At 70.8% G+C, this 15,317-nt stretch carries 12 protein-coding genes; 6 read left to right on the top strand and 6 right to left on the bottom strand.

The annotated features are described in order from the left end of the window. The first annotated feature begins 404 nt into the window (after positions 1-404). From WMF20_RS27360 to WMF20_RS27345, 4 genes are all read left to right on the top strand, one after another. Complete coding sequence (locus tag WMF20_RS27360) at positions 405-1,604, top strand: endonuclease/exonuclease/phosphatase family protein (protein ID WP_437604881.1); 1,200 nt, start codon at positions 405-407, stop codon at positions 1,602-1,604. Between the two features lie 73 nt (positions 1,605-1,677). After that, the gene (locus WMF20_RS27355) at positions 1,678-2,562 is read left to right on the top strand and encodes an AraC family transcriptional regulator (protein WP_437604880.1); all 885 of its coding nucleotides are present in this window, start codon (positions 1,678-1,680) and stop codon (positions 2,560-2,562) included. A 54-nt stretch (positions 2,563-2,616) separates the two neighbouring features. After that, positions 2,617-3,483 (top strand): alpha/beta hydrolase family protein, encoded by an 867-nt coding sequence (locus tag WMF20_RS27350; RefSeq protein WP_437604879.1) that lies wholly within the window; start codon positions 2,617-2,619, stop codon positions 3,481-3,483. A gap of 167 nt (positions 3,484-3,650) precedes the next feature. Beyond that, on the top strand, positions 3,651-4,511 hold the full coding sequence (locus WMF20_RS27345) for a DUF1554 domain-containing protein (protein WP_437604878.1): 861 nt from the start codon (positions 3,651-3,653) through the stop codon (positions 4,509-4,511). A 71-nt stretch (positions 4,512-4,582) separates the two neighbouring features. Here the strand turns inward: WMF20_RS27345 and WMF20_RS27340 are convergent, their stop codons facing one another. Next, positions 4,583-5,062: a MarR family winged helix-turn-helix transcriptional regulator gene (locus WMF20_RS27340; RefSeq protein ID WP_437604877.1), complete on the bottom strand. Its 480-nt coding sequence runs from the start codon at positions 5,060-5,062 to the stop codon at positions 4,583-4,585. Between the two features lie 58 nt (positions 5,063-5,120). Between WMF20_RS27340 and WMF20_RS27335 the strand changes: the two genes are divergently transcribed. Beyond that, positions 5,121-5,693 (top strand): class I SAM-dependent methyltransferase, encoded by a 573-nt coding sequence (locus tag WMF20_RS27335; protein ID WP_437604876.1) that lies wholly within the window; start codon positions 5,121-5,123, stop codon positions 5,691-5,693. 175 nt (positions 5,694-5,868) lie between these two features. Here the strand turns inward: WMF20_RS27335 and WMF20_RS27330 are convergent, their stop codons facing one another. From WMF20_RS27330 to WMF20_RS27315, 4 genes are all read right to left on the bottom strand, one after another. After that, positions 5,869-7,110 (bottom strand): PAS domain-containing protein, encoded by a 1,242-nt coding sequence (locus WMF20_RS27330; RefSeq protein WP_437604875.1) that lies wholly within the window; start codon positions 7,108-7,110, stop codon positions 5,869-5,871. A 359-nt stretch (positions 7,111-7,469) separates the two neighbouring features. Further along, complete coding sequence (locus WMF20_RS27325; protein ID WP_437604874.1) at positions 7,470-8,816, bottom strand: extracellular catalytic domain type 1 short-chain-length polyhydroxyalkanoate depolymerase; 1,347 nt, start codon at positions 8,814-8,816, stop codon at positions 7,470-7,472. Between the two features lie 409 nt (positions 8,817-9,225). Beyond that, positions 9,226-10,437 (bottom strand): IS701 family transposase, encoded by a 1,212-nt coding sequence (locus WMF20_RS27320; protein ID WP_437604873.1) that lies wholly within the window; start codon positions 10,435-10,437, stop codon positions 9,226-9,228. Between the two features lie 134 nt (positions 10,438-10,571). Further along, positions 10,572-11,309, bottom strand: a complete 738-nt coding sequence (locus WMF20_RS27315; RefSeq protein WP_437604872.1) for an alpha/beta hydrolase family esterase — start codon at positions 11,307-11,309, stop codon at positions 10,572-10,574. A gap of 961 nt (positions 11,310-12,270) precedes the next feature. On the opposite strand from WMF20_RS27315, the gene WMF20_RS27310 reads away from it, so the two are divergent. Then, complete coding sequence (locus WMF20_RS27310; RefSeq protein WP_437604871.1) at positions 12,271-13,704, top strand: glycoside hydrolase family 5 protein; 1,434 nt, start codon at positions 12,271-12,273, stop codon at positions 13,702-13,704. A gap of 108 nt (positions 13,705-13,812) precedes the next feature. Here WMF20_RS27310 and WMF20_RS27305 read toward each other — a convergent pair whose 3' ends face one another. Then, a complete protein-coding gene (locus WMF20_RS27305; RefSeq protein WP_437604870.1) occupies positions 13,813-15,291 on the bottom strand; it encodes a TolC family protein in 1,479 nt (492 codons plus the stop codon). Positions 15,292-15,317: the final 26 nt, after the last annotated feature.

Below are 15,317 nucleotides of genomic sequence, written 5' to 3'. Positions count from 1 at the left end.
CGCCGCGACAAGCCGCCGCGCGCGGAATCTAGCCCCGAGGCTGTCGGGAGCCTCCAGGTAGAAATTCAATTCAGCCCGGAGCCTGTCGGGAGCCTCCGGGTAGAAATTCAATTCAGCCCGGAGGCTGTCGGGAGCCTCCAGGTAGAAATTCAATTCAGCCCGGAGGCTGTCGGGAGCCTCCAGGTAGAAATTCAATTCAGTCCGGGCCTGTCGAAAACTGTTTGGTGTAAGAAAAATTACAACCTGTCGCCCCTACGTGCAGCGGACGCCCCCGGTGTGGGACGACGGATCCGTCTGGGCTATCTTGGCGCCATGGCCGCGACCGCTTCGACCCTCGCCGCTGCGCTCCTCGACGCCTCCGCCCGTTGACGGCAGGGTCCACCCACACCCACGGAACCACATCGATGCCCCAGCGCGAGCCATCCCCGGAATCCCCCTCCGCCCCGCCAGGCCCCGCCGCCCTGCGTCCGCCCCCGCCGCGCTGGCGCCGGCTCCGGGCCGTCGTGCTCGCCGCCGCCGTGCTCTACCTCCTCGGGGTCGTCGCGGTCTGGCTCGCCCTGCCCATCCTGGGCGACCGCTTTTGGCCCGCGACGCTCTTCCTCTTCGGCCCGCGCCAGGTCATCGCCCTCCCTCTGCTCGTCCTCGTGCCCGCCGCGCTCGTGCTCCAGCGCCGCGCCCTCATCCCCGCAGCGCTGGCGGCGGCGCTCGTGGTCGGGCCCATCCTCGGGTACTCCTTCTCGCTCCGGGCGCTCACCGGCGGATCGGGCCGCGGGGACTTGCGCGTCGCGTCCTTCAACACGGGGAGCCGCGCCATGAGCATGGAGCGACTCAAGGCCTTCGTGGCCGAGTCCCGGCCCGACGTGCTCGCCCTGCAGGAATGCTCGATCCCCGAGCCCGAGCTGACAGCCACCTTCCCGGGGTGGTCCGTCCACGTCGACCGCGGCATGTGCCTCGTGAGCCGGTATCCGGTCCTCAAGGCCGAGTCGAGAGATCGCAGCGACGTCTGGCGCGCCGGCGGCCACGGCGCCATCCTCCGATACGCGATCTCGCTTCCGGACCGCGCGGCCCCCGGCGCTCCGCCCAACTCGCTCGTTCCGGCCGCCGCTGCCGCGGGCGTGCCCGACGCGCCAGACGCGCCGCGGCCGGGCGCGCCGGCGGCGCCCGGGGCGCGCACCTTCAGCCTCCTCAACCTGCACCTGGAGACGCCGCGCGAGGCGATCGAGGCGCTGATCCACGGCCTCTGGAAGCAGGCCGCGGAGCACGACCGCGTCATCGCGCTGCGCGCGTGGGAGTCCGAGCTCGCGCGCCAATGGGTCGACGAGGCGCCCTATCCGGTCGTCATCGTCGGCGACCTCAACATGCCGGTCGACAGCGCCATCTACCGGCGCTTCTGGTCGGGCTTCGAGAACGCGTTCTCCCGCGCCGGGTTGGGGTTCGGCGCGACGAAGCGGACGCGCTGGTTCGGCATCCGCATCGACCACGTCCTCGCCGGGCCGGGCTGGACCACCGAGCGCGCCTGGATCGGCCCGGACCTCGGCTCGGACCACCTCCCCATCCTCGCCGATCTGCGCTGGACCGGCAGCCCGCACGAGGGGTCGCCCTGAAGCTCAGCAACTTCGGTCAGGCACGGCCGGCACCCCCTCGTTATCCTGTCGCTCGCCGAGGAGGACACCGCCCTTGACCGAAGCCACCGAGAACGCCTGCTTTGTCAGGTTCCGCAGGGTGCTCGAGCACATCGACGCGCACCTGGACGAGGACCTGACGCTCGATCGGCTGAGCGGCGTCGCCGCGTTCTCGAAATACCACTTCCACCGGCAGTTCTCCGAACTCTTCGGCATCGGCGTCCACGAGTACGTGAAGCTCCTCCGCCTGCGGCGCGCGTCGCAGCGGCTCGCCCTCCGGGATCGGGCCCGGGTCACCGACGTCGCGCTGGAGAGCGGGTACGAGAGCCTCGAAGCGTTCTGCCGCGCCTTCAAGAAGGCGTTCGGCCAGACCCCGTCCGAGTTCCGGGAGCGGCCCCGGTGGGACCCGTGGCACGCAGTGCACGAGCGCCTGAGCGAGGCGAGGACACTGCCCCTCCGCGCCCACGACCGCGCCGGAGACGTGAAGAACACGCGGTTCGAGGAGACCCGCGTCGCCGCCCTCGAGCACCGGGGCGACCCGAAGCGGATCCTGGAATCGGTGCGGCGCTTCATCGGGTGGCGCAAGGAGAACCGCCTGCCGCCGCGGAGCAGCGCGACCTTCAACGTCCTCTACGACGACCCGGCCGAGACCCCGCCGGAGGCCTTCCGCATCGACCTCTGCGCGGCGACCCACCGGCCCGTGCCAGACAACCCGCTCGGCGTCGTCGCGAAGACGATCCCCGGCGGCCGGTGCGCCGTCCTGCGGCACATCGGGGGCGATGACACGCTCTTCCACGCCGTGAGGCACCTTTACGCAACGTGGCTCCCCGCGAGCGGGGAGGAGCCGCGGGATTACCCGCTCTTCCTGCAGCGCGTGCGCTTCTTCCCGGAGGTGCCCGATCACGAGGGCGTCACCGACATCTTCCTCCCTCTCCAATAGACGAACCCCTCCAGACCCTCTCCCATCCTCCAGATGTCCGCAGGAGAACCCCGCATGAGTCGATTCGTGGGCAGCCGAAGCCTCGCCGTGCGCGACGAGGCGAAGGACCTCTCGTTCCCGGTCCTGCTGATGTACCCGACGCGCGTCCCCGCCGAGATCGTGGCGATGGGGCCTTATTCGCTCGAGGTCGCGCCGAACGCGCCCGTCGACGGCGGCCCGCTGCCGCTCGTGGTCCTCTCGCACGGCGGCGGCAGCTCGCCTTTCGTGTATCGCACGCTCGCGTCCCACCTCGCGCAGAGCGGATACGTCGTCGCGATGCCGGAGCACCCGGGGGACAATCGCAACGATCGAAGCAGGTCCGAGACGCTCGAGAACCTCCGCGATCGACCGCGGCACGTTCGCCTCGCGATCGACGCCGTCGCTGCCGATGCGGAGATCGGGCCGCGCCTGAGGGAAGACGGCGTCGCGGTCATCGGGCATTCCATGGGGGGTTATACCGCGCTCGCCGTCGCGGGCGGGCAGCCCTTCGCGGGATACGGGCAGAAGATCGAGGTCACCAAGGACCCGCGCGTGAGGGCGCTGGTCCTGATGGCCCCCGCGACCGGCTGGTTCGGCCTCAACGACGCCTTGAAGGACGTCACGGCGCCCATCCTCTTGCTCGTCGCGGAGCACGACCGCATGACGCCGAGGTGGCAAGGGCAGCTCGTGCTCGACCTCGTCCCCGACCGGGCTCAGGTCACCTTCGAGGTCGTCGAGAACGCAGGCCATCATTCCTTCTTGAGCCCGTTCCCTCCCCAGATGCGGACCCCGGGCTTCCTTCCCGCCAGCGATCCAGCCGGGTTCGATCGCGAGGCGTTTCACCGCAAGCTCCCGCAAGACGTGCGCGCGTTCCTCGACCGGATCTGGTCGCGAACAGGGTAGGTCGCCTCTTCGTCGGCTGCTTCGCGCAGCCGCGGGCCCCCGGAGGAGCCGAGCCGCTCGCCGGTCTCGTCGCGAAAGGCATCCAGGAGAGCAATCTCCCGACCTCGATCCGGCCCACGTGGGCTATCCTGCGCGCCCACGCGCGGCATCTTGTTCGGGAGTCTTCCATGAAGCGATCTCGTTCAGAGAATCTTTGCAAGATCGGCATATTCCTCGGCCTCGGCGTCTCGCTCGCCATCGCCGGCTGCGGCGACGAGGACAACGGCGGTTCCAGCAGCGCCAGCAGCAGCGCGAGCACCGCCACGAGCAGCAGCAGCAGCGCCAGCAGCGGCAGCGGCGGCGGCGCGGGCGGCAGCGGCGGCGGCACGGGCGGCAGCGGCGACGGCGGCGGCGCGGGCGAGGGCGGCGCGGGCGAAGGCGGCGGCACGGGCGGCAGCGGCGGCAGCGGCGGGCCGTCGCTCAGCTTCTTCGTGTCGAGCTCCGGGAGCGCGACCGCGAACCTGGGCGGGCTCGCCGGCGCAGACAAGCGGTGCCAGGACTTGGCCGCCGCGGTCGGCGCCGGCGCGAAGACCTGGCGCGCCTACCTCAGCGTCGAGAAGGGCCCGAACGATCAGCCGGTGCACGCGAAGGACCGGATCGGCACCGGCCCCTGGTACAATGCAAAGCTCGTGATGGTGGCCGCGAACGTCGAGGAGCTGCACGCGAGGTTCGGCGATCACACCGTGTTCCTCGACGAAAAGGGCGAGATGGTCCCGGGCCAGTGGGAGGGCTCCCCGACGCCGAACCAGCACGACATCCTCACCGGCACGAACCGCGACGGCACCCTGAAGGCCGGTCAGACCTGCGCGGATTGGACCTCCGAGGACGCGAACCAGACCGCAACGGTCGGGCACTCCGACGGGCTCGGCCCGAACGGAAGCAATGCTGACATGTACCGGCCGTGGAATTCGGTCCACGCGAGCGGCAGCTGCGCCGACACCGCTCCGGGCGGTGGGAACGGCCGCGTCTACTGCTTTGCCGTCGACTGAGCGGACGAGCGCAGGCGCCGGGCGCCGTCTCGACGGGCATGTGGAGAGCGGCGCAACGCGCAATTCACCGCTTATCCGGCGCTGGCTCCGTCCTCGTCGTCACCGAGCCCGGTGAGGTTGTCCACCACGCGCCGGAGCATCGCCAGGAAGGTCGCGCGCTCTCGGTCGGTGAAGCCCCGCAGCGCCCGTTCGGCCACCTCCCGCAGCGCTTCCTTGGCGAGCGGCAGGCGCGCCTCGGCCTTCGCCGACAGCGAGATGTGGACAGCGCGCTTGTCGCCCGGGTGCGGCGTGCGCTCGACCAGGCCGTCTCGCTCCATGCGGCCGAGGAGGGCGGCCATCGTCGGCTGTTCGACGTGAGCATGCTCGGCGAGCTCTCGCTGCAGGAGCGCGCCGTTCTCCTCGAGCGCCACGGCCACCGGCATGTACGCCATCCCGAAGTCGAGCGGGCGGAGCCGCCGCTCGAAGTGGCGCATCAGCAGGCGCGACGCGTGGTTGATCCAGAAAGTCGGTGAGGTCTGCGGCTCCCAGGGGGCCTTCGCCTTGACATTCATAGCATGCTATCTATGTTGGGTGGAGACCGAGCGCGATGCGCGCTCGAGGAGGTATCCGATGAGTGCACCGACGACCAGCGCAACTTTCGACCGTGCCTACCAGGCGCCTGTCACGTGGTGGGGCGACATCCGCATTCCGGGCGAGCTGGAGGCGTTCGTTCGCTCCGAGCGGCCGCAGACATCGCTCGAGCTCGGGTGCGGGGTGGGGCGGCTCACGCGGCACATGGCGCAGCGCGGGGTGAGGGCGACGGGCGTCGACTTCTCGCCGGTGGCCATCGCCAAGGCGAAGGACAGGGTGGCGAAGGACGAGGTACGTCCGGAGCTCCTGGTGGGCGACGTGACGCGTCTGGACGTGCTGACAGGACCGTTCGACGTGTCCTACGACGTGGGCTGCTTTCACTGCCTCGACGGCGCCGGACAGCGCGCCTACGTGGCGGAGGTGGCGCGGCTCCTCCGGCCGGGCGGCACGCACCTGATCTGGGCGCTGGACCGCTCGCCGAGCGGCCTCGCCCTGTCGCCCGCGGCGGTGGAGCGCGTGTTCGCGCCTCGGCTCCGGCTGAACGACGCGCGGACGAGCCGGCGGCGCCTGCTCTCCTCCCACTGGTACTGGCTCGTTCGCTCCGAAGTCTGAGCTCGCGCGCACCGGCGCGCTGAATTGGAGATGGCTGCCAAGGACCGGATCGGCACCGGCCCCTGGTACGGCGCGAAGCTCGCGGTGGCGGCCGCGAACGTCGAGGAGCGGCACGCGAGGTCCGGCGACCCCACGTGCGTTGGACTGAGCTGCAGAGCGCTGGCGCGGGGCGCCGTCAGGACGCCCGGCGCTGCGCGCGCGCGGCGCGACGGGCCGGCCGCGGGGCGAGGGCGTGGGCGATGCCGCTCTGCAGGGTGCTCTGGGTGGTGATGCCGCCGAGGTCGACGTCGAGATCCACGAGCGTCTGGGCCGTGTCCGGGCCGATGCCGGTGAGCACGAGCTTGGCGCCGAGCAGGCGCGCGGCGCGCGCGATGCGCAGCAGGGCGTCGGCGGACTCCGCGTCGACCTCCTTGACGCCGGTGACGTCGAGGATGGCGGTGTGGAACTGGTGCTGGACGATGCCGTCCAGGAGCTTCTCCATGGCCTGCTGGGCGCGGGTGGTGTCGAGCGTGCCGATGAGGGGCATGGCGACGACGCCCTCGGCCAGCGGGACGAGCGGCGTGGACAGCTCGCGCAGCGTGGCCTGCTGGGCCTGGATGACCTGCTCCTGGAGGGCAAGCCGCTCGAGCTCGGCCTCGCGCAGGGGGGTCAGGTCGCGCGCGATGGTGGCGAGCGCCGGGGGCCGCCCGGCCTCGCCGATGAGCGCGACCATGGAGACCTGGCACGGCAGGGTGCGGCCGTCGCGCTGGGCGAGGCCGAGGGTGCCTTGCCACGACCCGCGCTCGAAGCACCGCTGCACGATCCCGGAGAGCGGGTCTCGCTCCTCCACATACAGGTCGGAGAGGCGCGTGCCGAGCGTGGCGTCGCCGTGGCCCGTCATGGCGCGGAAGGCCTGGTTGGCATAGAAGATCGCGCCCTCCTCCGAGGCCATGCACACGCCGTCCGGCGCGCTGTCCACGAGCGCCTGGAAGTCGCGCAGCTCCGCCTGGGCCGACGCCAGGTGTCGCTGCGCCGTGACGTCGCGCCCGACCCAGAGGACGCTGTCATCGGTGAACGGCTTGCAGGCGGCCTGGATCCACAGCTGGCGATCCCGAAAGGTGACGGGGTACTCGATGCTCAGGACAGTTTGCTTCGCGAGCGACTCCCGGATGACCTCGGCGCAGCGCTCGATGTAGTCCTCTCGCACCACGCTGGTCAGGTGTCTGCCCCGCGCGTGCCTGGCCATCTCGGCAGGGATGACGAGCGTCGGAAACATCTCCAGAACCACGCCGTTCCGATCGAAGAAAGCGATGAACGCCGTGCTCACCGAGCAGAGCGCTTCCAGCTTCGCCTGAGCGCCCTCCAGCTCGGCCACACGCCGGCGCAGCGCCGCGTTCTCGCGTTCGATCTCCGTTAGGTTCTGTTTGTTGTCCATCATACAAAAGTCCCGCCCCCATCGTATTCGCGCAGCTCGGGATCGGCGAGCGAAATCCAGCGAGGGATCGTGCTCGTTCATGCATTGCGCGACCCGTGCGCCGGGCGATCTCGCGTCCAGGCGAGGACCGTCGCGGCGCTGCTCGCGCGCCGGGCAGCGCGTGCACGTCGCGGACTGCGGTGGGCCGAGATTTGTCCAATGTTGCGGCAGGAAGGAGACGGCGTAGCCCGGCGGACGGTCCGGTGTCGATTCGCGCGCGTCGGAGATCCCGTTGCGGCTTCCGTGATGAGAGGCAGGGTCGGGAGAAGCCTAGATGGCCTCTACAGCTCAGTGGCTCTCCCGCACCCTTGTTGAACGAGGGCTCAGCGCGGGCGGCGCTTCGCGCGACCGAGCAGCAATCCCAGCGCCGCGAGGAGGAGCCCCGCGTGGGTGCCAGCGTCTCGCGCGTCGCTGCCCAGGGTGCAGCTGCAGCCGGAGCTCGAGCCCTCACCGCCCGTCGAGCCGCCAGCTCCAGCGCTGGCGTCTTCTCCGCCCGCCCCCCCGGACCCGGTGACCATCGCGCCGCCGCTGCCTACGCCGCCGCCAGCGCCGCTTTCCATGTCCCCGCCCGCGCCTCCGGTGCCGGTCGCGCCTCCGGTGCCGGCCGCGCCTCCGGTGCCGGCCGCGCCGCCCGCGCCTCCTGTGCCGGCCGCGCCGCCCGCACCTCCGGTGTCGTCGCCACCGGGAACAGCACCGGGACAGGCTGCCGTCTCTGGATCCTGACCGCCGGCCCTGTCGAGGCCGAAATAGGCGGCGACGGCGGGGCCGTCGAACGGCACGGCGTGCCCGACGCCGGCCATAGAAAAGGCCTCGTAGACCGTGTAGCCGCACGCGCTCTTCCAGGACTGGCGCGTGGTTCCGCTCCGTGGAGTGTCGGTCCCATCCGGGGTTTCGTTCAAACCCAAGAGGTTCGTCCACTCCTTGACGTCTTCAGCCATGTTCTTGTAGCTGAGGATGGTGTCGTCGGTGCCATGCCAATGCTGCAGGCGCGGGCGATGGCCGGTGTAACCGGGATAGTACGAACGAACGAGGTCTCCCCACTCCTGCCCGGTCTTCGTGACGTTGCCGCCCCCGCAGGGCCCGCTCCACTGGGCAGAGTTCCCCGTTCCGGTGACGTCGTTGTAGCCCTCGGCCCAGCAGCCGCACGGGACCCCCATGAGCGACACGCCGGCCATGAACACGTCGGGGTACACACCGAGCAGCGCCTCGGTCATGATGCCGCCCGACGACCCGCCGACCGCGTACACGCGGCCCGGATCTCCGCTGTACTTCGCGAGCGTGTATTTCACCATCTGGACGATGGCGCCCGTGTCGCCGCCACCGCCGTGTTTGAGCGATCTCGTCGATCCCGCGTCCCAGCAGTTCTGCCCCGTGGCCTCCGGGAAGACCATGATGAAGCCACGGGTGTTCGCGATCGACACCAGGCTCGACATCTCGCTGAACGTCCCCGGGCCGTTCCCCTGGCAATGATGGGGAGCGACGACGATGGGAGGCTTCGTCGCCAGCTCGTCAGGCACGTAAATATACATGTTGACGTAGCTGGGAAGGCCGTCCACCCCCCATTCGCCCTGGTTGACCTTTTGTAGCGATGCCCCGCGCGCAGGCGGCGCGGCGAGCAGCGCCAACGAGAGCGATGCGAGCCCGAGGACATGAATTTGGAATCGGTCCATCAGGCGGAGATGCTACACAACACCAACCTGGTACGCAAGCCAATACCGCTTTGTCTCGGGCGCAGACTCTGGCCGTCCCAGGCTCGGCTGAAGACCACTGTAGGGCGGGTTTTGCCCGTCTCTGGTAGATGCGTTACAGAGCGGCGCTCACCCGCACAGGAGACGCGTCCAGCTCGGCGCTTTCGGCGCGGAAGCGCGCTCCGGTGCGCTGAGCACCGAAAACGTCGAGATGGGCCCGTAGCCGAAGCGGGTGACCGCCGCTCTAGCACCACTGTGTCACAGCCGGAGGGACTGGAGCCTGGGGACCTCGGCGTGTCGACGGTGGCAGCTGGGACACCGGGGCAGCCAGCGGGTCAGCACGCGGGCGATGGCAAGACGGCAGGTGGCGAAGGAGTCGCTAACATGGCGCTCAGGCCGCGAGTGGGAACGGCGTGGGGAAACGCGTTCGTTCGGCCGAGGGGGGAAAATGCCGCGCGCGTTCGGCGACAACGAACGCGTAGCAGCTGAGGGCGACGGTCACATGGTGGTGCCAGCCGGGAAAGCGCCGGCCTTCGAAGTGATCCAGGCCGAGCTCGCCCTTCAGCTCCTCGTAGACCTTCTCGGTACGGTAGCGCTCCTTGTAGAGGCGCACGATCTCCCTCCGGGACATCCGGGCCGGCAGTGTCGTGAGGGCAAACTTCGTCGGCTGACGTTCTCCGTCGAGCCATTCGATCAGCAGCCAGACCGGCTCGTGCTGCGCGACCGGAATGCCATCGCGGCTCGCTACGCGCACGCGCCGCAGCGCGAAGCGCGACGAGAGCGTGCGTCCGGTCCCTTCGCGCCAGGCAATCCGCCGAAAGCCCCGACGGCCGAGACGTCGCCCCAGCTCGCCCACGCTCATCGGGGTGCAGCGCTCGGAGTCGCTTCCGCTGAGCAGCAGGACTTTGGTGGGCGCTTCGATCCCCACGGCGTAGTCGAACCCCAGCAGGCGCACCGTCTCCCGGAACTCATGGGCGTTGCCGTAGAGGGCGTCGGCGAGCACGATGTCACCGGGGATCCCTTCGCGCACGGCGCGCTCGATCATGCCGAGCGCCAAGTCGACCTTGCTCTTGTACTGCACGGACGCAGGTATGCGGGCTTCGCGCCGTCGCGCCGGATCCTCGGCCCAGCTCCGAGGCAGGTACAGCTCGAAATCGATGGGCACGTGGTGGTAGCGCGTCGCCACGCTCAGGCTGAGGCCGATCTGGCAGTTGGTGATCTTGCCGGCGGAGCCGGTGTACTGCCGTTGAACCCCCACCGAGTGCTCGCCCTTCTTCAAAAAGCCCGTGTCGTCGATGAGCCACGCCGAGACCGGAGCGTGCTCAGCCATCGCCGCGATGGCGTAGCGGGCCGCGTACCGGCGCACGGCGTGATCGTCCCAGTGCGCGTTCGAGATGAAATGCTGCAGGCTCTGGTGCGCCGCCTGCACGCGCGCCGGGTCGGGGCAGGCTCGGGCAGCGAGCGGCTCAATGCTCTTGCGTTCCGCCTCGCCGAGCAGCCCCATCGCATAGATCGCGAACGACTCGCGCCGCAGCGGATGGGCAAGGATGTCCCCGATGTCCGAGAAGTAGGCGTCCAGCCGCCGCTGGGCGGCGGCGTTCATTGTGTACTCCACGACACATCAGGCTGTGTCGCCCCTGCAGGGCGGCAAGCTCCGGTCCGCAGAAAGGCTCCAGCCTTCCGGGAGATTCCTGCGGGGAGCGTCGGCTCACCCCGCCCGGTCGCGACACAGTGGTGCTAGAATTGACTCAGAAAAGCCCAGACTTCCTGGGGCATCCACGACATGTTCTGCCCGGCGTCGTTCGGCGACGGAGTATGACCGCCGTCGTAATCGCACCAGCGGGTGGGATGACCCGCGGAGCAGCCCTCGTAGTCAGAGCAGGCGTGGCCGCCTCTGGGCGCCTTGGCCAGGGTCTTCACCGTGCATCCATTTTGCATGGCGAAGAAATCGCTGTTGGAGGTTTGTCCGGCTCCGCCGCTCTCCTGCTGGCCGAGCGAAGACATGAAGGCGACCGGCTGACAGCTCGCGGGGCGGGCGAGGCCGCCGCCGGAGTGGACCACTGCGGCGCGGTAGACGCCCGGACGCGCGCAGGCCAGCGTCCACGCCATGGCGCCGCCCTGGCTGAAGCCTTCGAGCTCGATGCGCGAGGTATCGATGCAGAGATCGCCTGTGACCTGCTCGAGGATGTCGTCGACGAAGGTCACATCGTCGTCGGCTGACCAGATCCCGCCGACAGCGTCGGGCGCGATGAAGATGGTGCTCCCTTCGGAGAGCGACCAGAGCCCGAAGTACGAGGGCGCGACTTGGCCGCTGTTGCCCGTGGCCCCGTGGAAGGAGAGAATGAGCCGGTAGGGGTGGCCGTTGTCGTAATCGTCGGGAGCGTGCAGGGTGTACTTGCGCGTCTTCCCGCCGCTCTGCACGGTGCCAGCGCCGTTCTGGAGCGTGCGCGCCTTGCCGCACCCGGCGGACCTCATCACGTCGCCTCCGTCTCCACCTCCGCTGCCGCCGGCCCCGGCCGTGCCTGCCCCGCCCGCGCCGCCCGTCCCACCCGAGCCCGCTCCACCCGAGCCCGCTCCACCCGAGCCCGCGGTCGCCCCGCCGCTGCCAGCTGCATCGCCGCTGCTCGCGCCGACGGAAGCAGCGCCACCGCCGGAGCCGCTCGCGGAGGTTTCACCGGCGGCTGAGCCGCCGGCATGGCCGTTGTCGCTACAGCCGAGGCTGAGAGCGGCGCAGAGGCCCAGGCCGCCCCAGACCGGTGGCAGCCAGCGCGAGCGATGGTGAATGCAGTGGGAGCTCACGGAGCCAACGCTGGACGACATGGGCGCTCTCCTTGGTCGACATCCAAGCCACGGTCGACATCCAGGCCACGAGGGGTACGAACCAGGTGCGGCGCGGACGGGCGTTTCGTCACATGGCACCTCGGTGCGCATGACGGCCTATCCGGGACAGACAAAAGAAGTTCCGGAGCGCCAAATGTGAACGTTCACATGCTCGGCGTCAACCATGAAATGGCGCGCGGCGGTCGTCGGCGAGCGCGAGGACCATGACGCGGTGCGGGAGCTCCCGACCCGGCAGCGCGGCGCTGAGAGGTAGAAAGATTCGCTGTTGTTGCATATCGGCCCCTCCGGAAATTGATCTTTCAAGGTGTGACGGGAATGTGCTAATAGACTGCTCATGCTTTGTTTCCCGCGCCCGGAGGTCGTCTCCGGGGCAGCGGGCGTTGTCAACGTTACTTAGCCAGGGGCCGATCGCGCGTCGGCGTCTCACGCTCCGACCCCGCGACGCTCGTCACCTCTGCTCGCGCTGCGCCGGCCCGCGCCTGGATCCCAGGCTGTCGGCCCCCCTTGCGCCGCGGCGAGAGCGTGAGAGCGGCTCGCGAGGTGCTCTCTTGCTCCGGCGCGCCGCGTGCCCCTGGCTCTCCGGGAGGACGGGATGATGAAGAGCGCGCTTTGGGGGATGCTGACGGGCTCGGGCCTCCGGCTCGGGCTGTGCGTCGCGGCGGTGCAGGCGGCCGCGCTCGCGGGCTGCGTGGCGCCGTCGGACACGGGCGAGGGCGAGGCGAGCGAGGGCGAGCTCACGGACGAGCAGTCGTATGCGGCCTCCACGAGGCCGGTGGACGTGCACGGCAGGCTCCAGATCGTGGGCAAGGAGCTCCGGAACCAGAACAACGCCCCGGTCCAGCTGCGGGGCATGAGCCTGTTCTGGAGCCAGTGGGGCGGGTCGTTCTACAACGCGAACGTCGTCAACTCGATCGCCGACAGCTGGGGGGCGACCGTGGTCCGCGCCGCGATGGGCGTCGAGTCGGGCGGGTACCTCACCAACCCGACGGCCGAGAAGAACCGGGTGAAGACCGTCGTCGACGCCGCGATCGCCCGGGGCATCTACGTGATCATCGACTGGCACGATCACAGCGCCCAGGACCACAAGGAGCAGGCCAAGGCCTTCTTCCGGGAGATGGCGACCACCTACGGGAACCAGCCCAACGTCCTGTTCGAGATCTACAACGAGCCGGACAACGAGCCATGGAGCACGATCAAGCCCTACGCGATCGAGGTGATCAACACGATCCGCAGCGCGGGCTCGAACAACGTGATCATCGTCGGCACGCCGACCTGGTCGCAGGACGTGGACATCGCCGCGAACGACCCGATCACGGGGTTCTCCAACATCGCTTACACACTGCACTTCTACGCGAACACGCACAAGGAGAGCCTGCGCGCCAAGGCGAGGACCGCCATGGACAGGGGCCTGGCCCTGTTCGTGACCGAGTTCGGCACCTGCGACGCCTCCGGGAACACCGGGCTCAACCTCAACGAGTCCCAGACCTGGATCAACTTCCTGAACGCCAACAAGATCAGCTGGGCCAACTGGTCGCTGTTCGACAAGAACGAGACGGCCTCGGCGCTCACCCCCGGCGCCAGGACCACCGGCAACTGGCCGGACTCGGAGCTCACAGAGTCGGGCAAGTGGGTCAAGGCGAGGATGCTGGAAGGCACCGGCGGCTCGGGCGGCGGAAGCAGCAGCAGCAGCACGAGCAGCAGCAGCAGCGGGACCGGCGGCTCGGGCGGCAGCGGCGGCTCGGGCGGCGGGGGCGGCGCGGGCGGCGGCACCACGACCTCGGGGTTCCAGTTCACCGTGTCCCCGAACGTCAACCGGTGGTGGATCCAGGTGAAGGTCGTCGAGCCGGGGTACCGCATCACCGGCGTCACGGCGCGGGTGAACGGCACCACGCACAGGCTCGAGCCCCAGTCGTGGGGCGAGGGCGAGTACGCCATCAGCCGGGAGGTCCCCGCGGGCACGCGGGTCGTCTTCACGGCCACGGACAGCCGGGGCGTCTCCGCGAGCTTCACGTCGAACCCCTGGCCGTGACGCGCCGCGCAGCGGCGGTGCGCGCGGTCCCCTGAACAGCAAAGCCGGGGCCCCGGCGCTCGGCGCCGGGCCGCCGGCCCACGCAGCAGCGTGGCCGGGGCCCGGGGCTCAGCGCCGGGCCGCCGGCGCGCGCCCGTCCACCGGGCCGCCGACCGCGATGCGCAGCTCGGCGAGCGCGGTCCGGTACTCGCGCACGAGCTTCAGGAGCTTGACCTGCGCGGCGGCGCGCCGCTCCTCCAGGCTGAGCGCGCGCACCGCGTCGATCTGGCGGCTGTCGAGGGCGCGCGCGACCTCGACCCCGGCGCGCTCGACGGCCGGGAGCGCGCGCGCCCGGAACTCCTCGACCAGCACCCCCGCCGCGCGCGCCGCTCGGAGGCGATCGCGCACCTCGCGCGCGACCCGCTGGACCTCGGCGGCGAGCGCGCGCTGCGCCGCGATCGCGCCGGCGTCCGCGGCGGCGATCTCGCTCGCGCGCGTGTCGAAGAGCGGCAGCTCCAGCCCGGCCTCGAGGGTCCAGCCCAGCGGGTCGCGCGTGGCGGGCGAGAACTCGTAGCCGAGCTCGATGAACGAGAGCCACGGCCAGCGCGTCGCGCGCGCCAGCGCGCCCTCCGCGCCGGCGGCGTCGATCTCGGCGGCCGCGAGCGCGATCTCCGGGCGGTTCCTCAGCGCGGCCTCGATCAGCGCCTCCTCGGACGCGAGGGCGACGAGCGGCGCGGACGCGGCCGGCTCGCCCACGAGGCGCACCGGCGCGGCGGGGTCGAGCCCGACGCGCTCGAGCAGCGCCGCGCGCGCGACCTCGCGGCGCGCGCGCGGCGCCGCGCCGTCCTCCTCGGCCACCGCGGCCGACAGCGCCGCCATCGCCTCGTCGACGGCGGTCCCCTGCGCCGCGTTGACCCGGGCCCGCTCCTGGTCCGCGAGGCGGCGGCGCGTCGCGGCGACCGCCTCGAGCGCCTCGATCTCGGCGTCGAGCAGCAGCACGTCGTCGAACAGCCAGCGGACCTCGGCCTCGAGCTCGAGCTCGGAGACGCGGGTCTCCGCGCGCGCCACGTCCACGTCCGCGCGCGCGACGTCCGCGGCCGCCCCGGCCTCGCCGGGCCGGGGCGGGCGGATGCGGACCCCCGCCGCGAAGCGCGGCTCGTGATCGAGCACCTGATCGAGCCGCAGCTGCGAGAAGCGGACCTCCGGGTTCCGGTAGGTGCCCGCCGCGTCGGCGTCGACGCGCGCCCGGGCCTTGTCCTCGCGCGCGCGCATCATCGCGAGCGTCGCGCTCCGCTCCTTGGCCAGGGCCACCGCCTCGTCCGCGGTGAGCTCGCCCGGCGCGGCGCGGCGCCCCGCCCCGTGGCCCGCGCCCCCGCGCGCCTGCGCCTCTGCCTGCGCCTCCGCCGCGCGCGCCTCGCGGTAGAGCGCGATCGCGCGCTCCGACCCCTCGAGCTGCGCGGGCGCCGCGCAGGCCGCGAGCGAGAGGCACGCGACCGACGGCCAGACCGGCGCCCTCGCGCGCGGGGCCCTCGCGCGCGGGTAGGAAGAGGAGGAGGAGGACGCCGCGCAGCGGCGGCGACGAACGGAGAAAACCTCAGCGATCTTCATGCCTCACGGGTTCCGTGGAGAGCTCT

Source organism: Sorangium sp. So ce834 (assembly GCF_051521425.1).
GTDB lineage: Bacteria > Myxococcota_A > Polyangia > Polyangiales > Polyangiaceae > Sorangium > Sorangium cellulosum_D.
The sequence above is the reverse complement of the archived record's forward strand: the minus strand, read 5'-3'. Positions and strand labels throughout refer to the sequence as shown.